Annotated in this window: 15 protein-coding genes; 6 read left to right on the top strand and 9 right to left on the bottom strand. The window is 62.2% G+C overall.

The genetic code is table 11. The features are described from left to right. Window positions 1-113 precede the first annotated feature (113 nt). The 4 genes from lon to CQW31_RS24680 form a co-directional block, all read right to left on the bottom strand. Window positions 114-2,534 carry an endopeptidase La gene (gene lon / locus CQW31_RS24695; protein ID WP_099815622.1) on the bottom strand — a complete coding sequence of 807 codons (2,421 nt, stop codon included), beginning with the start codon at window positions 2,532-2,534 and terminating at the stop codon, window positions 114-116. Between the two features lie 238 nt (window positions 2,535-2,772). Beyond that, complete coding sequence (locus CQW31_RS24690) at window positions 2,773-5,184, bottom strand: glucose/quinate/shikimate family membrane-bound PQQ-dependent dehydrogenase (RefSeq protein WP_099815621.1); 2,412 nt, start codon at window positions 5,182-5,184, stop codon at window positions 2,773-2,775. A gap of 27 nt (window positions 5,185-5,211) precedes the next feature. Beyond that, window positions 5,212-6,558, bottom strand: a complete 1,347-nt coding sequence (locus tag CQW31_RS24685; RefSeq protein ID WP_099815620.1) for a carbohydrate porin — start codon at window positions 6,556-6,558, stop codon at window positions 5,212-5,214. Between the two features lie 298 nt (window positions 6,559-6,856). Continuing rightward, complete coding sequence (locus CQW31_RS24680; protein ID WP_099815619.1) at window positions 6,857-8,902, bottom strand: TonB-dependent receptor; 2,046 nt, start codon at window positions 8,900-8,902, stop codon at window positions 6,857-6,859. Between the two features lie 164 nt (window positions 8,903-9,066). Between CQW31_RS24680 and CQW31_RS24675 the strand changes: the two genes are divergently transcribed. Then, window positions 9,067-9,288, top strand: a complete 222-nt coding sequence (locus CQW31_RS24675; protein WP_023378991.1) for a VF530 family DNA-binding protein — start codon at window positions 9,067-9,069, stop codon at window positions 9,286-9,288. A gap of 1 nt (window position 9,289) precedes the next feature. Next, window positions 9,290-9,925 carry a Pr6Pr family membrane protein gene (locus CQW31_RS24670; RefSeq protein ID WP_099815618.1) on the top strand — a complete coding sequence of 212 codons (636 nt, stop codon included), beginning with the start codon at window positions 9,290-9,292 and terminating at the stop codon, window positions 9,923-9,925. Window positions 9,926-10,046: 121 nt separating this feature from the next. Here CQW31_RS24670 and CQW31_RS24665 read toward each other — a convergent pair whose 3' ends face one another. The 3 genes from CQW31_RS24665 to CQW31_RS24655 all read right to left on the bottom strand — a co-directional run bounded on the left by CQW31_RS24665 (window position 10,047) and on the right by CQW31_RS24655 (window position 14,567). Beyond that, window positions 10,047-10,805, bottom strand: coding sequence for a siderophore-interacting protein (locus tag CQW31_RS24665; RefSeq protein ID WP_099815617.1), 759 nt, complete (start codon window positions 10,803-10,805; stop codon window positions 10,047-10,049). Next, a complete protein-coding gene (locus CQW31_RS24660; RefSeq protein ID WP_054884988.1) occupies window positions 10,798-11,343 on the bottom strand; it encodes a PadR family transcriptional regulator in 546 nt (181 codons plus the stop codon). Before CQW31_RS24660 ends, CQW31_RS24665 begins: the two co-directional genes overlap by 8 nt. An 86-nt stretch (window positions 11,344-11,429) precedes the next feature. After that, window positions 11,430-14,567 carry a biosynthetic peptidoglycan transglycosylase gene (locus CQW31_RS24655; protein WP_054884987.1) on the bottom strand — a complete coding sequence of 1,046 codons (3,138 nt, stop codon included), beginning with the start codon at window positions 14,565-14,567 and terminating at the stop codon, window positions 11,430-11,432. 390 nt (window positions 14,568-14,957) lie between these two features. On the opposite strand from CQW31_RS24655, the gene CQW31_RS24650 reads away from it, so the two are divergent. Then, window positions 14,958-16,376: an amino acid permease gene (locus CQW31_RS24650; protein ID WP_054884986.1), complete on the top strand. Its 1,419-nt coding sequence runs from the start codon at window positions 14,958-14,960 to the stop codon at window positions 16,374-16,376. A gap of 16 nt (window positions 16,377-16,392) precedes the next feature. Here the strand turns inward: CQW31_RS24650 and CQW31_RS31015 are convergent, their stop codons facing one another. Then, window positions 16,393-16,626, bottom strand: a complete 234-nt coding sequence (locus CQW31_RS31015) for a hypothetical protein (RefSeq protein ID WP_143524254.1) — start codon at window positions 16,624-16,626, stop codon at window positions 16,393-16,395. Between the two features lie 94 nt (window positions 16,627-16,720). Here CQW31_RS31015 and CQW31_RS24645 point away from each other — a divergent pair, with 94 nt between their 5' ends. From CQW31_RS24645 to CQW31_RS24635, 3 genes are read left to right on the top strand one after another with little or no spacing between them, the layout of a single operon-like run. Continuing rightward, window positions 16,721-17,062 carry a GtrA family protein gene (locus CQW31_RS24645; protein WP_256587435.1) on the top strand — a complete coding sequence of 114 codons (342 nt, stop codon included), beginning with the start codon at window positions 16,721-16,723 and terminating at the stop codon, window positions 17,060-17,062. Then, window positions 17,047-18,009, top strand: coding sequence for a glycosyltransferase family 2 protein (locus CQW31_RS24640; RefSeq protein WP_099815615.1), 963 nt, complete (start codon window positions 17,047-17,049; stop codon window positions 18,007-18,009). The genes CQW31_RS24645 and CQW31_RS24640 overlap by 16 nt, the downstream gene beginning before the upstream one ends. Continuing rightward, window positions 18,009-19,517 (top strand): glycosyltransferase family 39 protein, encoded by a 1,509-nt coding sequence (locus tag CQW31_RS24635; RefSeq protein ID WP_099815614.1) that lies wholly within the window; start codon window positions 18,009-18,011, stop codon window positions 19,515-19,517. The genes CQW31_RS24640 and CQW31_RS24635 overlap by 1 nt, the downstream gene beginning before the upstream one ends. Before the next feature lie 6 nt (window positions 19,518-19,523). Here the strand turns inward: CQW31_RS24635 and CQW31_RS24630 are convergent, their stop codons facing one another. Then, complete coding sequence (locus CQW31_RS24630) at window positions 19,524-21,134, bottom strand: FMN-binding glutamate synthase family protein (protein ID WP_099815613.1); 1,611 nt, start codon at window positions 21,132-21,134, stop codon at window positions 19,524-19,526. Window positions 21,135-21,444 lie beyond the last annotated feature (310 nt).

Raw genomic sequence — 21,444 nt, 5'->3', positions numbered from 1 at the left:
TGCCAGTGCCGGCCTCTTCGCGTCTAAAGCCGCTCCCACAAGTACGGCACAGCGCTGGAAAACTGTGATTTCCCTGTGGGAGCGGCTTTAGCCGCGAAGAGGCCGGTAAAGGTTCAGAACAGGACTTTGGCCACGTCAGCGAAGCGCTTGGCGAAATGCACGGTCAAGCCGTCGCGCAGGTAGTCCGGGAGCTCTTCGAAGTCCCCACGGTTCGGCTCCGGCAGGATCAGCTCGAAGATCTTCTGCCGCCGCGCCGCGATCACCTTCTCGCGCACGCCACCGATCGGCAGTACCTGGCCGGTGAGGGTGAGCTCGCCGGTCATGGCCACGCCTTTCTTCGGCGCCTGGTCGCGGGCCAGCGACAACAGCGCGCTGGCCATGGTGATGCCGGCGCTCGGGCCATCCTTGGGCGTCGCACCTTCGGGCACATGCAGGTGAATGAACGCTTCGTTGAAGAAGCCGGGGTCACCGCCAAACTGTTTAAGGTTGGAACTGACGTAGCTGTAGGCGATTTCAGCGGATTCTTTCATCACATCACCCAGCTTGCCGGTTAGCTTGAAGCCGCGATTCAGGGTGTGGATACGCGTCGCCTCGATCGGCAGGGTCGCACCGCCCATGCTGGTCCAGGCGAGGCCGGTGATCACACCTTTGCCTGCCAAAACCTGCTCGCTGCGGAACACCGGCATGCCCAGGGCGGCCTCGAGGTCCTTGTTGCCGATCTTGAGCTTGGCATCCGGGTCGTCCAGCAGCTTGACCACGGCCTTGCGCACCAGCTTGCCCAGCTGTTTCTCCAGCTGGCGCACGCCAGCTTCCCGGGCATAGCCCTCGATCACCGTGCGCAGGGCGCTGTCGCTGATGCTCAGGCTGGTCTTGGCCACACCGGCCTTTTCCAGCTGCTTGGGCCACAGGTGACGCTTGGCAATGGCCATTTTCTCTTCGGTGATGTAGCCGGACAGGCGGATCACTTCCATGCGATCGAGCAGCGGCCCGGGGATCGAGTCGAGGGTGTTGGCGGTGCACACGAACAGCACTTTGGACAGGTCCAGGCGCAGGTCCAGGTAATGGTCGAGGAAATCGACGTTCTGCTCCGGGTCGAGGGTTTCCAGCAACGCCGAGGCGGGGTCGCCCTGGTAGCTCTGGCCCATCTTGTCTATCTCGTCGAGCATGATCACCGGGTTCATCACCTCGACTTCCTTCAGCGCCTGCACCAGCTTGCCCGGCTGGGCGCCGATGTAGGTGCGGCGATGGCCCTTGATCTCGGCCTCGTCGCGCATGCCGCCGACGCTGAAGCGGTAGAACGGCCGGCCGAGGGATTCGGCGATGGACTTGCCGATGCTGGTCTTGCCCACCCCGGGCGGGCCCACCAGCAGCACGATCGAGCCGCTGATCTCGCCCTTCCAGGCGCCAACGGCGAGGAATTCGAGGATGCGCTCCTTGATATCGTCCAGGCCAGCATGGTGCTGGTCGAGCACTTTGCGCGCATGCTTGAGGTCGAGTTTGTCCTTGCCGTACAGCCCCCAGGGCAGGGCGGTGGCCCATTCCAGATAATTGCGGGTGACCGCGTATTCGGGCGAGCCGGTCTCGAGGATGGCCAGTTTGCCCATTTCTTCATCGATGCGCTTTTTCGCCTGCTCGGGCAGGGTCTTGCCGGCAAGCCGCTGCTCGAACTGCTCGAGGTCGGCGCTGCGATCGTCCTTGGTCAGGCCCAGCTCCTGCTGGATGACCTTGAGCTGTTCCTTGAGGAAGAACTCACGCTGGTGCTCGCCGATCTGCCGGTTGACCTCGGCGGAAATCTCGTTTTGCAGGCGCGCCACTTCCACTTCCTTGCGCAACATCGGCAAGACTTTTTCCATGCGCTTGAGCATGGGCACGCAGTCGAGCACTTCCTGCAGCTGGTTACCAGTGGCGGAGGTGAGTGCAGCGGCAAAGTCGGTGAGTGGCGACGGGTCGTTGGGGCTGAAGCGATTGAGGTAGTTCTTGAGCTCTTCGCTGTACAGCGGGTTGAGCGGCAGCAGCTCCTTGATCGCGTTGATCAGTGCCATGCCGTAGGCCTTGACCTCGTCGGTCGGTTCCGCTGGCTGGCGCGGGTATTCGAGCTCGACCAGGTACGGCGGGCGATGATGCTTGAGCCAGGTGCGGATGCGCACCCGGGTCAGCCCCTGGGCGACGAACTGCAGCTTGCCGTTTTCGCGGCTGGCGTGATGCACCTTGACCAGGGTGCCGTACTCCGGCAGGGCCGAGGTGTCGAAATGGCGGTGGTCTTCCGGCGGGGTGTCCATGAAGAACAGTGCCAGCGAATGGTGTTCGGTCTTGGCCACCAGGTCGAGGGTTTCGGCCCAGGGTTCTTCATTGACGATCACCGGCAGCACTTGTGCGGGGAAGAACGGGCGGTTGTGGATCGGGATCACGTAGACCTTGTCCGGCAACTGCTGGCCGGGCAGGGCGAGGGCGTGGCCGATATCGACCTTGGTGTCAGGCTGTTCGATTGCGTTGTGTTCGTCGGGTTGTTCCGGGAAATCCTGCTGGTCGCTCATGGGGCACCTGCGTGAATGACTATGGTGCTTAGATGGGGCGGGGGGGAATGGGTTTCAATGGTAGACGAAGGGCGCAGGGGGAGGGTTTCATCTTTGCCAGCGTATGCCGGCCTTGCTTGTGTAGGAGCGGCCTTGTGTCGCGAAAGGGCTGCAAAGCAGCCCCAGCTATTGCTCAATGCTGCTGAATGCTGGGGCCGCGTTGCGGCCCTTTCGCGACACAAGGCCGCTCCTACAAGCGTTAATCAGCCAATTTGTAAGCGATGATGTAATCGCCCATTTTCGTGCCCAGCGAGCCATGGCCGCCGGCGACGATCAGCACGTACTGCTTGCCGTTCTTGCCGGTATAGGTCATTGGTGTGGCCTGGCCACCCGCTGGCAGGCGGGCCTTCCACAGTTCCTTGCCGTTGTTCACGTCATAGGCGCGCAGGTACTGGTCGAGGGTGCCACTGAGGAAGCCGACGCCACCTGCGGTGACGATCGAGCCGCCCATGCTCGGTACGCCCACCGGCATGCCGATCGGCACCGGGGTGCTGTCACGGGTAGTGCCGTTCTTGCGCTTCCATACCACCTTGTTGGTGAACAGGTCGATGGCCGCCACGTAGCCCCAGGCAGGCGCCTGGCAAGGGATGCCGATTGGCGACATGAACGGGTGCATGGTCACTGCGTAGGGCGCGCCGGTATTCGGCTGCACGCCGCTGGTCTCGCTTTCGCGCTTGCTCCCGGCAGCCACCTGCTCACGCGGCACCATCTTCGACACGAAGGCCATGTAGTTAGGCGAGGTGAACAGCAGCTGGCGTACCGGGTCGACCGACACGCTGCCCCAGTTGAACACGCCGACGTTGCCTGGGTAGACCAGGCTGCCCTGTTCGGACGGCGGGGTGTACTGGCCCTCGTAGCGCAGCTCGCGGAACTGGATGCGGCACAGCATCTGGTCGAACGGGGTGGCGCCCCACATGGCCTGCTCGGTCAGCTCAGGGCCAAGCAGGTTGAGGTCAGAGCGGGCCTGGGTCGGTGCGGTGTGGTCACCCTTGACCGCGCCTTGCGGAACCGGGATCTCGCGAATCGGCACGATCGGCGTGCCGTCGCGGCGGTCGAGCACATACAGGCTGCCCTGCTTGGTCGGCACGATGATCGCTGGCTTGATCTCGTCCTTGGTCTTGAGGTGCACCAGGGTCGGCTGGCTGCCGACGTCCATGTCCCACAGGTCGTGGTGGGTGAACTGGTAGTTCCAGCGTGCCTTGCCGGTGGCAAGGTCCAGGGCAACCACGCCGGCACTGTACTTCTCGGCGCCTGGGGTGCGGTCGGCACCCCACTGGTCAGGGGTCTGGTTGCCCAGCGGCAGGTAGACCATGCCCAGGTCCTCGTCGACGCTGGCCAGCGACCACATGTTGGCCGAGTTGCGGCTGTACATCTTGCCGGGGGCCAGTGGCTTGGTGTCGTCCGGGTTGTTGCTGTCCCAGTTCCATACCAGGCGGCCATCGTGCACGTCATAGGCGCGGATCACGCCAGACGGTTCGTTGGTCGACTCGTTGTCGGTCACATGGCCACCGATGATCACCAGGCTGCGGGTGATCGCCACGGGCGAGGTGGAGTAATAGCCGCCTGCGGTGAACGGGCCGATACCGGTGGTCAGGTCGATCGCACCCTGGTTGGCGAAGCCTTCGCAGACCTTGCCGTTGTCGGCGTTGATGGCAATCAGGCGGGCGTCGGCGGTCGGCAGGTAGAGGCGGCGCGGGCAGGCCTGAGCCACGGCCTGGCCGGCGTCGGACACCTTAGGTGCCGGGCTGCCGTCGCGGCTGACGTAGCTGTTCTCGTCATAGTACGAGACGCCGCGGCAGGTCATGTGGGCGAAGCCCTTGAACGTGCCGACCGGGGTCTTGATCTGTGGGTCGTAGCGCCAGATTTCGGCGCCGGTGTCCGGGTCCAGGGCCAGCACCTTGCTGTGGGCGGTGCAGGCATAGAGCATGCCGTTGGCTTTCAGCGGGGTGTTTTCGTTGGTCAGTTCGACCGGGTCGTTGTCGGTCGGCAGGTCACCGGTGCGGATACGCCAGGCTTCTTCCAGGCGGTAGGCGTTCTGCGGGGTGATCTGGCGCAGCGGCGAATAGCGGTCGCCGTGCTCGGTACGGCCATAGGCCTGCCAGTCGCCATCCGGCATGGCCGGTGCGGCGCTGCCCATTTCGCTGTTGTCGCGGCCGAGTTCGCCAAACACTTCACCCGGGTGAGTGAACTGGCTGCCCAGGGCACAGGCGCCCGAAGCCAGCACGGCGACGCTCAGCAGCGCGGTGTTGGCCTTGGCCGCAGGGCCGGTCAGCGGACGGCGTGCCCACGGCAGCAGCAGCACTACGCCGATGGCGAACCAGATGGCCAGGCGCGGTACCAGTTGCCACCAGTCCAGGCCCACTTCCAGCATGGCCCACACCGTGCTGCCCAGCAGCACCAAGCCATAAAGGCCCAGGGCGAGGCGGCGCTTGGCCAGCAGCAGGGCACCCGACACGGCGAAGCCGATACCGGCAATCAGGTAGTACAGCGATCCGCCCAGCTGGCTCAGCTTGATGCCGCCGGCCAGCAGGGCCAGGCCCATCAGCAACAGCAGCACGCCCATCAGGCGTGGTAGCCAGCGGGTTCCTTGGTTGGCACTGTCAGTGCTCATTTTAGGTTCTCCGTTGTAGAAAGGTGGTCAGAAAGTGCTTTGGATCTTCAGGCCGCCGATCAGCGCGCTGTCGACCTGCGACACCCCGCCTGGATGGCGGATGTACTGCAGGTTCGGGCGCACCGTGAGCCAGTCGGCCAGGTGAATGCCGTAATAGAGTTCGGCGCTGTATTCGGTGTCTTGCACCGGCAGGTAGCCCGGGTTGTCATAGTCGTCGAGCCCGGCCACCTGATTGGCCAGGCGGGCGTTCTTGCGGTAGGCCGGGTTGGCGTGCACGCGGGCGACGGCGAAGCCGATGTCGTCCTTGGCGCGGGCGTCGAAGGGGCCTTTGTAAACCAGTCCTGCCTGAACATAGTTGTCGATGACATTGGTCTTCTTGTCGTGCACCGTGGCGTTGGCGAACAGGCTCAGGCCGCGCGACTGGTCGGACGCCAGCGAAGTGACCTGCTGCTGGGCGCCGAGCCACAAGCCGTGCTTGCTTGAGCTGCTGCGGTAGGCGGCGCCACTGATGGCAGCTGGCTGGCCGTTACCGTCCTTGAGAACATCCTGTGCCTTGGCATTACTGTAGTAGTAGCCGACGCGATATTCCCCTTTAAGGTCTTGGAAGCGTGGGCTCCACACCAGTTCAATCGGCATCACCGCGCCCTGGGTGCCACTGCCGCTGAGCTTGAAGCCGTTGCCCGATTCCAGGTTGGACGGGTTCTGCTCGTACACGCCGACTTGGGCGTACAGCTCAGGGGAAAGGTTGTAGCGCACGCGCATGGCCCACTGGCTGACCGGCCAGTTGTACCAGATGCCGCCAACCCAGTTGCCCACCTGCGAGCCGCAGAAAGCCAGGTTCTGGAAGTCGCAGGGGAAGCTGTTGAAATCCTCGCCTTCGCCGAAACGGCCGACTTTCACGTCCAGGGCACCGTCGAAATATTTCTGCTTGATCCACATTTGCGTCAGCCGCCAGGTTTCGCCGCGGCCCCAGACCTCCTGAGCCGAGGTGAAGCCGCCGACCCGCGGGTCGTTGATGCGGTCATTGCTGATGTTATCGCCGTGGCGTTCAGTGACCGTCAGCTGCAGCTCGGTGTCGTTCCAGCCGAGGATCTTCTCCAGGTCCAGGTGGCTGCCAAAGGTGAACTGGTCGCTGTAGCGGGCCGTGCGGTCGTGGTCGTAGCCGCCGTGCAGGTTGCTGCCCATCTCGCCGGTGTAGCCGAGGGTGAAGTCGTAGCCTTTGTCCAGCAGCTCGCTGCGGGTGCCGCCCCAGTCGCCAAACATCCAGGGAGAGTCCTTGGCGAAGGGTTCGCTGGCACTGGCCGTGCTCGGCAGGGCGGCGGTGAAAGCGATGAGGGCAAAGCCGGTGTAGCGGGTTTTGGGCAGTTGGAACATGAGATAGCGCTATCTTTTTGATTATTGAGCAAAGGGCAAGCGCACCGAAAAGCGTGCTCTTCGATGTATATGGCAATTGGGAATGCTGGATGAAGCGATTCAGCTTGCGGCCGGGAGGATATAGGGGAAGTTGTAAGAAAAAAAGACAAATTGTCGCAGTTGATTGTTGCCGATCTGGTAACAAACCCTGTGGCAGAGGTGTGATGCGGCACCTGTTGGAGCGGGTTCACCCGCGAATGCGATGCCAGCGCACATGCCGCATTCGCAGGTGAACCGCTCCCACAGGAACCGCGTCAGGTCAGAATGTGGTGCGCAACCCGACTTCCACACTGCGCCCCGGCGCGGGGGCAATATCGCGCAGGATCGAACTTGCATAGCGCACGGTCTGGTCGGTCAGGTTCTCCCCACGCACGAAGGCCAGCCACTGGCTCTGGCCGATATCGAAGCGGTAGCCGACGCTGGCGCCGAGCGTGGTGTAGCCATCGGTACTGGTCTCATTTTCAGGCTTGCGATGCTGCGACGCGGCATGCTGCACATCGACCCGCGCCTGCCAGCGGTCCAGTTCCCATACCAGCCCACTGTTCAGCCGCAAGGGGGCAATACGCGGCAAGGGCTCGCCACGGTCGAGGTTCTTGGCCCGGGTGTAGTCGCCGGACAGTTCCAGCGCGAAGCTGCCATAGCGGTTCTCGAGCAGCTTCCAGCGGTCTTGTGCCTCGATGCCGTAGAAGCGCGCACGCACGCCCTGGTACTGGTACTCAGGGAAGCCGCCATCGTCATGATCGTGGTCGTGATCATCCTCGTCATGGTCGTGATCATGGCCTTCACGCAGGTTACCCGTGCCGATCAGGCCGATGTAGTTACGGAAGTGGCTGTAGAACACCCCGACGCTGCCCTTGTGGGTGCCATTGTCGAAGCGCAGGGCCAGGTCGGCGGAAATAGCCTTTTCCTTGTTCAGGCTGGCATCACCGACTTCATACGCGCCGGTGGCCACGTGGGCGCCGTTGGCATAAAGCTCGTAGAACGTCGGGGCCCGCTCGGTGTAGCTGAGGTTGGCCGCCAGCGACCAGATCGGGTCGAGCTGGTACACCGCGCCCGAAGACAGGCTCAAAGCATTGAAACTGCTGGCGCTGTCGGCATCGACGAAGTTCTCGTTACCCTTGGCATCAGGTTCGACCCGAGTATGTTCCATGCGGGCGCCCAGGCTCAGGTTCAGGCGCTCGGTGGCCTGCCATTGTTCGAGCATGAACACCGCCAGGCTGTCGGTGTCGGTGTGCGGGACGAAGGCTTCCTCGCCCAATGCCGAGAATTCGTTGCGGCTGACCTGCGCACCGATCACTCCTTCAAGCGGGCCGAACGGCTGATGACGCGCTTCGATACGGGCTTCGTAGCCCTTGTTCCTGAAGGTGGTATGCACCTCGCCTTCTTCGATCTCGCTGTGCTCGTAGTCGGTGTAGCCGGCATCGGCCTTGACCGAACTGAAGGGGCCATCCAGGTCACGCAGTTCCGAGGCAAAGGCGTAGTGGTCTTGCTTCATGTCCAGACGCACGCCGGATTCGGCCACCGAACCGTAGTTGCTGTCGTAGCGGCTGTAGGACAGGCCGGCGTAGCCATGCTCCCAGTTGTAGGCACCGCCGATCGCGCCTCCATCCTGGCGGCCGTCGCTGTTTTCCAGGCGGTGGCGGCTGCCTGGTGCGTCGGCGTCACGGACCTTGGTGCTCTGCGCGTAGCCGGGGATGCGCAGGTCGTTGAACTGTCGACTGTTGGCGTCCAGGTGCAAGGCGAAGGTGCCGTCACCGGCTTCCAGCTTGCCGGCGCTGCTGCGGGTGGTGTCGGCGCCGCCGTAGCGCAGTTCGCCGGCACCGTGGATGCCCTCGATCGGTGAATCGGGGATGCGATTGTCGAAGGTGTTGACCACGCCGCCGATGGCATTGCCGCCGTAGAGCAGGGCGGCCGGGCCGCGGACGATCTCCACGCGGTCGACCGTGACCGGGTCCAGCGGCACCGCGTGGTCGTAGGACAGCGACGAGGCATCCAGAGCCCCCACGCCATTGCGCAGGATACGAATGCGGTCGCCATCCAGGCCACGAATCACCGGGCGGCTGGCGCCAGGGCCGAACCAGGTGGAGGCCACGCCGGGTTGCTTGTTCAGGGTTTCACCGAGGCTGCCGTGCTGCTGTTGCAGCAGGTCGTCACCCTCCAGGACGGTGCTGGGTGCAGCCAGTTGACGATTGCCTAACGGGTTGGCAGTGATGACCTGGGGTTCCAGTTCCACGGCCTGGCTGGGTGATGAGGCGAGCCACAGGGCGACAGCCAGGGGGGAGAGACGAAGCGGGATGTGCAGCATGGGGATGAGGCGTTCCTTGGCAGATATTTAGTATTGTTACAATATAACATTGCTATTTCAGCACAGAGGTTTTGCGCCTGGCCAGCGGTTTTTCCGCAAGCACCACACATCCCACCCGCCACTACACTCGTGTAAGGTGCGCATCTTTCCTACGGAGCACTGGCATGAGCACGGCCCAACACAACGCGCTGCACGGCAAGACCCTCGAACAGATCCTCACCGAACTGGTGGCGCACTACCAATGGCAGGGCCTGGCCGAACGCGTTGACGTGCGCTGCTTCAAGAGCAACCCGAGCATCAAGTCGAGCCTGACCTTCCTGCGCAAGACCCCTTGGGCGCGGGAGAAGGTCGAGCAGTTGTACGTGAAGCTGCAGCGTCAGGCCTGACATGCCACGGCGCCCCTGGCTGACGTCAATGGCGTTGCTTGGCTGGTTCGGCCTGGCGGTGCAGGTTTACCTGGTGCTGCTGGCGCGCTGGCAGGAGCAGGCCAGTCTGATTGGCGGACTGATCAATGTGTTCGGTTACTTCACGGTACTGACCAATACCCTGGTGGCGACGGTGCTCAGCTACGCGGCCTTTGGCCGCGAGTCCGCGGCAAAGCGCTTCTTTCTGTCGCCATCGGTGAGTTCGGCGGTGGCTGCCAGCATCGTGCTGGTGGCCCTTGCCTACAGCGTGATGCTGCGCCACCTGTGGCAGCCCGAGGGCTGGCAGTGGCTGGCGGATGAACTGCTGCACGATGTGATGCCGCTGCTGTTTGCCTTGTACTGGTGGTTCGAGGTGCCCAAGGGCAGCCTGCGGTTCCGGCACCTGATGGTGTGGGCGCTTTACCCAGCGGTGTATTTCGCCTATGCACTGTGGCGGGGGCGTGAGATTGGGGCGTATGCCTATCCGTTCATCGACGTGGCGAGCCTGGGCTACGGGCAGGTCATGCTCAATGCGCTGGGGGTGTTGGCGGGGTTCTGGGGGATTGGCCTGGTGTTGCTGGGGCTGGACCGGTGGCGGGGAAGGTACCGATTGGCTTGACTTGCACCGGCCTCTTCGCGGGCATGCCCGCTTCCCACAGGAACACTGCAGCCCTCAAGGTTTGCGCAGTACCTGTGGGAGCGGGCGTGCCCGCGAAGAGGCCGGTGCAGGAGAGAGCAGATCACTCGTCGTCCGCAGTCCCGTCGGCACGCCAGTAAGCGGCGGCCTTCAAGGCATCTTCTTTCACGCCTTTCTCCAGCAACAAGGCCTTGGCCAGCCGAGTCAGTGACTTCTCAAGCGCCACCCAGCTGTACAGCTTGCCTTCCGGCAACGCCAGATCCTTGAGCAACGCCAGCAGGTCCTCATCGCGCTTTACCCAGATGACTTCCACCTGCGCTGCGCTCGGCAACGGCTGGCGCTCCTGCTCATCCTCGATCTGGATCACCGCCAGCACCCGACGCCCCGCCGGGAGTTCTTCCAGTCGCCGGCCAATCGCCGGGATCGCCGTCTCATCACCCACCAGCAGGTAGCTGTCGAAGATATCCGGCACCACCATCGATGCCCGAGGCCCGGCGATGTTCAACGTCTGCCCAGGTTCTGCCTGTGCAGCCCAGGTCGAAGCAGGGCCGTCGCCGTGCAGCACGAAGTCGATGTCCAGTTCGTTGGCCGCCAGGTCGATACGGCGCGGCGTGTACTCGCGCATGGTTGGCCGAGCGCCGCCGTCACGGCCCAGGTTGCGGGCGTCGATGGCTTGCTGCTGCTCGGCAGTTTCCGCGAACAGCAACTTGATGTGGTCGTCACTGCCCAGGCTGGTGAAACCCTGCAGCTCGGTGCCACCCAGGGTGATGCGGCGCATGCGCGGGGTGAGGTCGGTCACCCGCAGTACCTGCAAGCGACGTTGGCGGATTTCGTGATTGACGCGGTGAATGGTGTCACTCATGAGGATTCTCCCTGACTGGATCGGTTGGCCCGCAGGCAATGGCCTTGGCAGTGTCGTTGAGCAGGTTGCGTACCCGTTCGATTTCTTCCGGTGTCCAGCGGCCGCTGTGCATGTGCAGGGCATGGCGCAAATTGCCGACCGCTTCGTGGATTTCCGGCGGGCGGTCATGGCCACGCAGGGCGCGCTTGCTGACTTCGATGCGCATGCGCACGCCATCCAGGGCGACGGCCTGATCGGCCAATGCGGTACGGCCGGCTGCGGTGATGGCGTACAGGCGTTTGCTGCCATGCACCTGGCCACTGATCAGTTCGGCTTCTTCGAGGAAATTGAGGGTGGGGTAGATCACCCCGGGGCTCGGCGTGTAGTTGCCGTCGAACAGGTTCTCGATCTGGCGGATCAGGTCATAGCCGTGGCCCGGTTGCTCGCAGAGCATCGACAGCATCAGCAGCTTGAGGTCACCCGGGGCGAACACCCGCGGGCCACGCTCGCCACGGGCGGGGCGGCGTTCAAAAGGGTCATGTGCGCCATGGTCACGCATTAGCAGGCTTCCGGTGTTTAGATATATCGCAAGATATTACTCAAGATATATCTAAACACAAGCCTCTAAATGCCGATGATTATCATCTACGTCTTGGATGAATCGTTGCCATGCATCGCAATCTGCGGTGGCTTGCATTCGTTCGGGTTGCCCGGTTGCAAGTACGGCATCAGGATCGGTGCCATGCCCTTGAGCACCTGGACGGGCAATGCCGACGTGAACTTGAACGCCTCAGCCGAGCGTCCAGGCACGAAGGCCGTCAGGGTGCCGAAGTGGTTGTCGCCGAGGAAGAACACGAAGGTGGCGGTACGGTTCAGCGAACGCGAGCCGATCAGCCGCCCGCCAGCACCGAAGCTTTCGATACGGTTGTCGCCGGTACCGGTCTTGCCGCCCATTACCAGCGGCGTGCCGTCATTGAGCTTGAAGCTGCCGGAGATGCGCCGTGCGGTCCCGGCGTCGACCACCTGTGACATGGCACCCTTCAGCGCCCGCGCCACTGCCACAGGCAGGATCCGCACACCACGGTCCGGGTCGCTGACCAGCTTGGTTTCATAGGGCGTATGGGCGGCGAAATGCAGGGTATCGATACGCAGCGTCGGCAGGCGCACGCCGTCATTCTGGATGATGCCGACCAGTTCCGACAGCGCGGCCGGGCGGTCGCCGGAGCTGCCGATGGCGGTTGCCAGCGACGGCACCAGATGATCGAACGGGTAGCCTACGCGTTTCCAGCGTTGATGGATGTCGAGGAACGCCTCGATCTCGACCATGGTGCGGATGCGGCTGTCACGCGCACCCTGGTGCCGGCTCTTGAACAGCCAGCTGTAGACCTCCTGGCGCTCGAAACGGCTGGCGTTGACCATTTCGGTGAGCGTGGAACTCGGGTTCTTCAACAGGTAGCCCAGCAGCCACAGGTCCAGCGGGTGGACCTTGGCGATGTAACCCTGGTCGGGCAGGTCGTACTTGCCTGGGCCATAGGCTTCGTACATCTCCGCCAGCTTGCCGTCGGTGAGTTTGCCCAGGGCGATCTTGTCATCCTTGCTGTGGGCACGGACGAAGGCATTGAAGGTTTCCTGGCCGGCTTCCGGGAACAGGTAGCGGTGCACCGCAGCCAGGCGCTGCGGGGTGGCGCGCATGCTGTCGAGGAAGGTGTCCAGGCGCTGTTGCGATGTCTTGCGCTGGTACTTCTTCCAGAAGCGCATCAAGTAACTGGTACCTTCCTTGTCGGCGAAGCGGGCCAGGTATTCCTGGCGACGTGGGTCGGAGTCGTCCTTGAGCAGCGGCACGCGGTTGAACGGCTGCTGGTAGGTGACGTAGCGCACCAGGTCGCGCATCAGGCGGATGAACGGCAGGTTGATCGACTCGCGCAAGGCATCCTTGAGGGTCGGGTTGCGGTTGTTGTCTTCCTTGCGGAAGTTGTTGAACACATGCATGCCGCCACCGGTGAAGAAGGCTTCGCCGGTATTGGCCGAGTACTTGCGCTCCAGCGCCGCATCGAGCATGGCGTCCAGGCTCTGGTTCTTGCTGTTCTGTGCCAGCCATTCCAGCGACCACTGGGTGATGCGGTCGAGCTCGGCGACTTCGACTTTCTTCAACTCGGCGGCAGGTTTGCCGGCGTACTTGTCGTGCAGCTCGGCGATGATCTCCAGATAGGTCGTGAGCACCCGCAGCTTGGCGGTCGAACCCAGTTCCAGTTTGCTGCCTTCGTTGATGTCGAACGGCTGGTTGGTACTGTCGGTTTGGACCCGCACCCGCGAACCATCGGCCGTGCGTTCGAACAAGGTGAAACTGTAGCTCACCTGGTCGGTGGTCTTGGCGGTGAGCAGGCGTTCGCCGATCAGGCCCATCTGCGCAGCGAACTCCGGGTCGGCAAGGTTTTTCAGGTACTGGCTGACCTGCAATTGCAGGTCGGCCTGCAGGGTACTGGTGGCTGACACGTCGAGGCGGTCGAGATCGTACAGCGGGCGGTTGAGCATGGCTGCCAGGCGGTTGCGCGCCAGGCTGATGCCTTTGTTGGTGATGATCGGCACGATGGTCGGCTGGGCAACCCAGTCGCGGTAGACCGCCTTGCTGGCCAGCGCCGCACTGGCCAGCGGTGGCTCGATGATGTTGGCGGCCGCCAGTACGCGGATATGCGCGTCGGTGAGTTCGGCCAGTTCGACCCGGCCCTTGGACAGGTAATGCGAAGGGCGGCGCTGGGCAATCATCAGCGACAGCACCTGGCGCAGGGCCAGGCCGCGTGCGGCCATGCTCTCCGGGTCCGTGGCGGTGGAGTTCAGCGCCTGGTTGACCTGGTCGAAATCGGCGCCGTACCACACCCGCAGGCCCTCGGCCATGCCGTGCACTTCGCCATGCCCGGGCACAGCCGACAGCGGCACGCTGTTGAGGTAGTCACGCACGATCCGGTGGCGCGCTTCGCTGGTGTCGGGGCCGCCCTGGTAGGCGCGTACGCTGGCCGAGATCATCTGGCGAATCTTCTCGGCACCATTGACCGTCAGGCCATCCGGTGAGTGGCGGTACTTCTCCAGCTGGGTGGCCAGGGTACTGCCACCCGCTGACTGGCCAGGCAGGGCCAGGTACTTGGCCACCTGGCTGTACGCGGCCTTGGCAAAGCGCGGCCAGTCCACGGCCGGGTTGTTCTTCACGTCCCTGGTATCGAGCAGGTCGCGGTTCTCGATGAACAGCAGGCTGTTGACCATCACCGGCGGAATGGAGGCGAAATCCGGGTACAGGTGTTGCGGGTAGTTGTACTGGTACAGCGTCTCGCCCCGGCAGTCGGTGATCGACAGGCCGGCCTGGATCTTTTCGATGTATGGCGCGAACAGGCCGTGTTCGACATAGCGCATCAGCGCCGGGGAAAACCGCACCTGCTCGCTGATCAGGTAGTCGCGCTTGAGCAGGCGTGGCAGGAACTCGCCCAGCCCGCTGTAGCCCAGGCGCTTGTCGAAGGGCCCTTCGCCCGGATAGATGATCGCATCGCTCGGCCCTGGCTGCAGCGAATAGGTGAGGGTGGTGGCCAGCTTGCTGAATTCGCGTGACTGCAGGTTGGAGGTGCGGAACTCGTCGTAGGCAGCAAAACCGATGGCGATCAGTGCCACCAGCAGGATCAGGAAAATCAGCCGCCACCAGAGCCTGCGCTGACGTGGGGGCTGCGGTTGTGGCGTCATGGCCGGAGGTGCTTCAGATGCTTCCGTTCTGCTTGGTTCCGATTGCCACAGTGCGCCCATAGTCTTCTATCCGGCCAGATATCTTCGTCTTGCTTGTCTGAAGCTTAGACGGTGGTGGGAACAGGTGAAAAATTTGTAGGAAGCCGAGAATAGTGGCGTAGGACTATGCGGCTTTGGTGTGGGTTTATTCCTATGACGTTGTTGGTAGGGTGGTAGTGGAATTGGGGGCTGGCGCGCCAGCTCCGAAAAACTCGCTGAATTTTCCTGGTTATACAGCGAAAACCCCTGTATCGGACTTCCTATACTGCTCGGCCCTTCGCCGTGCCGGCCGCTCTAGCCCGGCACACGAGCCGGCCCACGAGGCCAGCCTGGCAAGCCAACGTCCCGCCTATCGGCAGGGCTGGTGCTGCACGAAGGTCTACTCCAATAACAAAATGAGGTTGTATTGCTATGCCAGTCGGCAACCCTTCTGCCCCTGCCGAGCCCATCGAGGGCGGCCCGCTCAAGCGTGAGCTGGGCGAACGGCACATCCGTTTGATGGCGCTGGGCGCCTGTATCGGCGTCGGACTGTTCCTCGGTTCGGCCAAGGCCATCGAAATGGCCGGTCCCGCGATCATGCTTTCCTACATCATTGGTGGCCTGGCGATCCTGGTGATCATGCGTGCCCTCGGCGAGATGGCCGTGCACAACCCGGTCGCCGGTTCGTTCAGCCGCTATGCCCAGGACTACCTTGGCCCGCTGGCTGGCTTTCTCACCGGCTGGAACTACTGGTTCCTGTGGCTGGTGACCTGCGTCGCGGAAATCACTGCCGTGGCCATCTACATGGGCATCTGGTTCCCCGATGTGCCGCGCTGGATCTGGGCCTTGATGGCGCTGGGCAGCATGGGCGCAGTCAATCTCATCGCGGTCAAGGCGTTTGGTGAATTCGAGTTCTGGTTCGCCCTGATCAAGATCGTCACCATCATTGCCATGGTCCTCGGCGGCATTGGCGTGATCGCTTTTGGTTTCGGTAATGATGGCGTCGCCGTGGGCATCTCCAACCTGTGGAGCAACGGCGGCTTCATGCCCAACGGCGTGACGGGCGTGCTGATGTCGCTGCAGATGGTGATGTTCGCCTACCTGGGCGTGGAAATGATCGGCCTTACCGCCGGCGAAGCTCGCAACCCGCAGAAAACCATCCCCCAGGCGATCGGCTCGGTGTTCTGGCGCATCCTGCTGTTCTACGTCGGCGCCCTGTTCGTGATTCTGTCGATCTACCCATGGGACGGCATTGGCAGCCAGGGCAGCCCGTTCGTCATGACCTTCGAGCGTCTGGGTATCAAGACCGCTGCCGGGATCATCAACTTCGTGGTGATTACCGCTGCGCTGTCGTCGTGCAACGGCGGCATCTTCAGTACCGGGCGCATGCTCTACAGCCTGGCGCAGAACGGCCAGGCCCCGGCCGCCTTCGCCCGCACTTCGAAAAGCGGCGTGCCGCGCAATGCACTGCTGCTGTCGATCGGTGCGCTGCTGCTGGGCGTGCTGGCCAACTACCTGGTGCCGGAAAAGGTGTTCGTCTGGGTAACCTCGATTGCCACCTTCGGTGCGATCTGGACCTGGGTGATGATCCTGCTGGCGCAGATCAAGTTCCGCGCCGGCCTCTCGACCGCCGAGCAGAAGGCGTTGAAGTACCGCATGTGGCTGTGGCCGCTGAGCTCCTACCTGGCCCTGGCCTTCCTGGTGCTGGTGGTGGGCCTGATGGCGTACTTCGAGGATACCCGCGTGGCGCTGTACATTGGCCCGGCGTTCCTTGTGCTGCTGACGGTGCTGTATTACGCGTTCCGTCTTGCGCCAAAGCAGGAGCAGGGCATCGTCAGCCCGGCTTCCTGATGTGAAAGGGGGGCAGCTAGGCTGCCCCTTGCCCGATCACCGGGGTCGCTGCCACGCGTTGCCCCAACTGCTGGTTCCAGTCCAGCCCACCCGCCAGCAGCAGCATGGCCACCAGCCCGCCCAATGCGGTCAGCAACTGCACCGGCCTGCGATCCCCGCCCCATCCTGCAACTCTGCCGCGCCGTCCAACCTTGCAGCCACGGGCCGCTTCGCCATCACCGTCAACTGGCATTTCTGTCAGTAGTCCCATTGCCTGATTTCCCCTAGCTTGGCTTAAAGGCCAAGCAGGGAAGGCTCGAACACGCATGCATCGCAGAATGCCAGCATTCCTCAAGTATCTGATCGTGGGCACCTTCAACACCGCTATTCATGTCGCGGTGTTTGCGGCGATGCAACTGGCGGGCAACGACCAGGCCCTCAGCAACCTGGTAGCGTTCATGGTGGCGCTGTCCTTTTCATACATTGCCAATGCCCGGTTCACCTTCAGGGTGCCCGTTTCGTTCATGCGCTACTGCGTATTCGTGGCGGGGATGGGCAGCCTCAGTGTGTCACTGGGATGCCTCGCCGACAGCCAAGGCTGGCCACCGCCGTTGACCGTCGGGCTGTTCTGCCTGGTCAGCCTGTTGCTGGGCTTTGTATTTGCGCGATGGGTGTTCACGGAGAAGCGTAGATGGATATTTCGCTGATCGTGCCGGTTTTCAATGAGGAGCAGGCGATCAGGCCATTCTATGACGCAGTGCGCCAAGCGCTTGCCAACCAGGCAGATCAGGTCGAACTGATTTTTATCAATGACGGTAGTCTGGATGGGACCGAAAAACAGATCCGCCAACTGATCGCCGGTGATCCCGATGTTGCCCTCATCGACCTTTCACGCAACTTCGGCAAGGAAGCCGCGCTGTTCGCCGGGCTGGAACAGGCCTGTGGCGATGCTGTCATTCCAATAGACGTCGACCTGCAAGACCCGGTCGAAGTGATTCCCAAGCTGATCGAACAATGGCGGGCAGGCTTCGATGTCGTGCTCGCCAAACGTCGTGACCGCTCATGCGACAGTTACTTGAAACGCTGCACGGCAGCAGGGTTCTACTTACTGCTGAACCGCATTTCGCAGATTCGCATCGAGGAAAACGTCGGTGATTTCCGCCTGCTTGATCGCAAGGTCGTGGAGGTGATCAAGTCGATGCCTGAACAGCAACTGTTCATGAAAGGCATGCTGTCGTGGCCTGGCTTCAAGACTGCGGTGGTCGAGTATGACCGCGCTTCGCGCACGGCAGGGAAGAGCCGCTTCAATGGCTGGAAACTGTGGAATCTTGCCCTGGATGGGATTACCTCGTTCAGTACCATGCCGTTGCGACTCTGGACTTATGTAGGCGGTGTAATCGCATTGCTCGCGCTATTGAGTGCGGCCTGCCAGGTCATCGACAAATGGCTGTTTGGCAACCCGGTGCCGGGCTATCCCTCGTTGATGACTGCCATTCTGTTCATTGGCGGTGTACAGCTGATCGGCATCGGCGTGCTGGGTGAGTACATCGGGCGAATCTACATGGAGTCCAAGCATCGACCACGCTATGTAATTCGGGCCTTGGCAGGACGCCGGAGCAGTCGGAAGACACGCTCGACCTTCAAGGAGGAATAATGCGCATTCTAAATGATTGCCGGGCAGGTGTGACGGGGCCGATCGCTGTGGTAGGGATTCTGTTGCTGGCACTCGCTGTCCGGCTTTACCAACTTGACCTGCAAGTTGTCTGGTACGACGAAGCATTCAGCGTATGGCTGGCTCGAATGCCGATAGATCGGGCAATTTATTTCACAGCCCAGGACGTTCATCCGCCTCTGTACTATCTGCTCTTGCATGCGTGGATGACAGGCTTTGGCGATGGGGTCGTAGCTATCCGTAGTCTCAATGTCGTTCTAGGGGTAGTGACAGTTGCGGCGGGTATGCTATTGGCGCATCGCATGGCTTCGCGACGTATTGCCGTGATGGCAGGTCTGTTATTGGCGATGTTTCCGATTGCTGTTTATTACAGCCAGGAAGCCCGTATGTACGCGCTGCTCGGCTTGCTCATGCTTTCTGCCGCCTACATGTTGTTGTCATGGGCACAGCAGCAGTACAGCCGTTACTTGCTGGGTTATGCGTTATTGATGATTGCCGGCTTGTATACCCATTACTTTGCTGCCTTGGGGGCATTGGTCGGCTGGGTGTATGTTCTGTTTGCCCGAGCACCGGGCGGGCAGCGCCTGATCAGTATGCAGCGGTGGTGGTTGTGCAATCTGCTCATTGCGAGTGCTTACCTGCCTTGGCTTCCGACCTTGTATGGGCAGGTTCATGAAAATACCGGCATGGTGAGCTGGATCGCGCCTGTGACGCTGGTCACCCTACCGCAAAGCCTCTGGATTGCATTCATGCTAGGTGGCGACTCGTCGGTCATGGGCATCATGACGATGGTGCTGACGGTCCTGATCTTTGTCGCGGCCGCCCGTGCTGCTCGTCAAAGCAAAGAGCCTGATAAGGCTGGCGCATTGTTAGTCATCTATTGTTTTGTGCCCGTCTGTGTGACATGGCTGTTCTCCTTTGTTTTGCCGTTGTATATGGAGCGCTACCTCGTGTTTGCCTTTCTCGGGTTACCCATTCTGCTGGCGGTGGCAATGAATGGACTCCGATGGAAATGGCAGGTCACACTGCTCATCGCCTGCCTGTTCTTTGAGGGGGTGGGTCTGGCAAATCTGTATAATCGGGCGTTCAACTTGCGCGGTGGCAACGAATGGGTGAACAACCGGCTTGATTACGTCATGGCCCAGGTTGCCGCGCGCTGGCAGCCAGGTGATGCATTGTTGACGAGTGACAACGCTTTCTGGTCGCTTACGATTGATTTCTACAACAAGACGGGTTCGGCGCCACTGGTTTACAGCGTTGGTGAACTCGATGCGGACACCCTGCTTTATCCATCAAGTCTTGAACACGTCGTAACTGAACCGCGAACGTTGGCAAGCCAATACAAACGGGTCTGGTGGGTGACCAGTGGTGAAGTCACTGAGATCGAGAAGCGGATGGAACAGGATTGGCTCAAGTTGGAAGAGGTGGACAAGGGCGACTCTCGGGCACTGCTGTTTGCAATGCCCGAGCAATCGGCACGGATCAACTGAGCGCGCTCAGGCCGCCATCGGCTCGAAGCTGTCGGCCCGGGCCATCTGCCACATGCGCGAATAGAACTGCCCATCGACCTCGCCGGTCAGTAGTTCCCCAGGCTTGAGGAACACATGCATCTGCGAGAACAGCTTGATCTCGGTGGCCGACACGCGCCGCACCAGGTGCTTGGCCTCCAGCTGTGCCGGGTGTTCAAGGCCCGCTGCAGCCAGCATCTCGGCCAGCGCACGCAAGGTATTGTGGTGGAAATTCAGCACCCGCTGGGCCTTGTCTGGCACCACCAGGGCGCGCTGGCGCAGCAGGTCTTGCGTGGCCACGCCGGTCGGGCACTTGTTGGTGTGGCAGCTCTGCGACTGGATGCAGCCAATGGCGAACATGAACCCGCGCGCCGAGTTGGCCCAGTCCGCGCCGATGGCCAGCACGCTGGCGATGTCGAAGGCGCTGACGATCTTGCCGCTGGCGCCGAGCTTGATCTTGTCGCGCAGGTTCAGGCCGACCAGGGTGTTGTGCACGAACAGCAGGCCCTCGCGCAGCGGCACGCCGATGTGGTCGGTGAACTCCACCGGCGCGGCGCCGGTGCCGCCTTCCTTGCCATCGACCACGATGAAGTCGGGCAGGATGCCGGTTTCCAGCATGGCCTTGGCGATGCCCATGAATTCCCACGGGTGGCCCAGGCAGAACTTGAAGCCCACCGGTTTACCGCCAGACAGTTCACGCAGCTGGGCGATGAAGTGCATCATCTCGATCGGGGTGGAGAAGGCGCTGTGGCGCGATGGCGAGATACAGTCCTCGCCCATCAGCACTCCACGGGTTTCGGCAATTTCCTCGGTCACCTTGTGCTTGGGCAGGATGCCGCCGTGGCCGGGCTTGGCGCCCTGGCTCATCTTGATCTCGATCATCCGTACCTGCGGGGTGCGGGCCTGGGCGGCGAAGCGTTCCGGGTCGAAACGGCCGTCGGCGGTGCGGCAGCCGAAGTAGCCGCTGCCCAGCTCCCACACCAGGTCGCCACCGTGTTCGCGGTGATAGGGGCTGATGCTGCCTTCGCCGGTGTCGTGGTGGAAGTTGCCCAGCTTGGCGCCCTTGTTCAGGGCGCGGATGGCGTTGGCGCTGAGCGAACCGAAGCTCATGGCCGAGATGTTGAAGATCGACGCCGAATACGGCTGGCTGCACTGCGGCCCGCCGACGATGACCCGGAAGCTTGCCGGGTCGGTCAGTGGCGCCGGGCGCATGGAGTGGCCGATGAATTCGAAGCCCGACTCGTAGACGTCGATCAGGGTGCCGAAGGGTTTGTCCGAGGCTTCGTTCTTGGCTCGGGCGTATACCAGCGAGCGTTGGGCACGGGAGAAGGGCAGGGCGTCGCTGTCGGCCTCCAGCAGGTACTGGCGGATTTCCGGGCGGATGGCCTCGACCAGGTAGCGGATGTTGCCAAGGATCGGATAGTTGCGGCGCACCGCGTGGCGTTGTTGCAGCAGGTCGAACAGCCCGATCAGGCTGAGCACCCCGGTGACCAGGGTGAACGGCCACAGCCATTCGTGGTGGAGGAACGGCAGACTCGCCAGGGTGAACAGTACACAAGCGGTGAAGAAGGCATAGCGGCTGAGAAGTGACAGGCTCATACGGGGTCCTTGCGATGGCGCGGTCAGGCTCAGGGCCTGGGGCAAACCCCGACCATAGCCAACTTGGGTGGCAGTGCAAATCAAAATCGGGGTAGCAAAAATCATTCTCGCCTGGGGTGTTCGACGATAAGGTTGCAGTGCCTGTGAGATCGAGCGCCGCCCGCGCGGCGCATCGCGGGTAAACCCGCTTGTATGGTTAGACTTGAAGGGGTGGTGGGACTAAATGCCCGATTCTGACTGTTAGCAGCAGTACAGACCGTGGGAGACATCGCCCCACCCCTTCCACCAAAGCGCCGATAAAGAATGCATC

The organism is Pseudomonas sp. 382, from assembly GCF_002759075.1.
Classification (GTDB): domain Bacteria; phylum Pseudomonadota; class Gammaproteobacteria; order Pseudomonadales; family Pseudomonadaceae; genus Aquipseudomonas; species Aquipseudomonas vlassakiae.
Note: the sequence above shows the minus strand (reverse complement) of the source record. Positions and strands in the feature narration are given on the sequence as shown.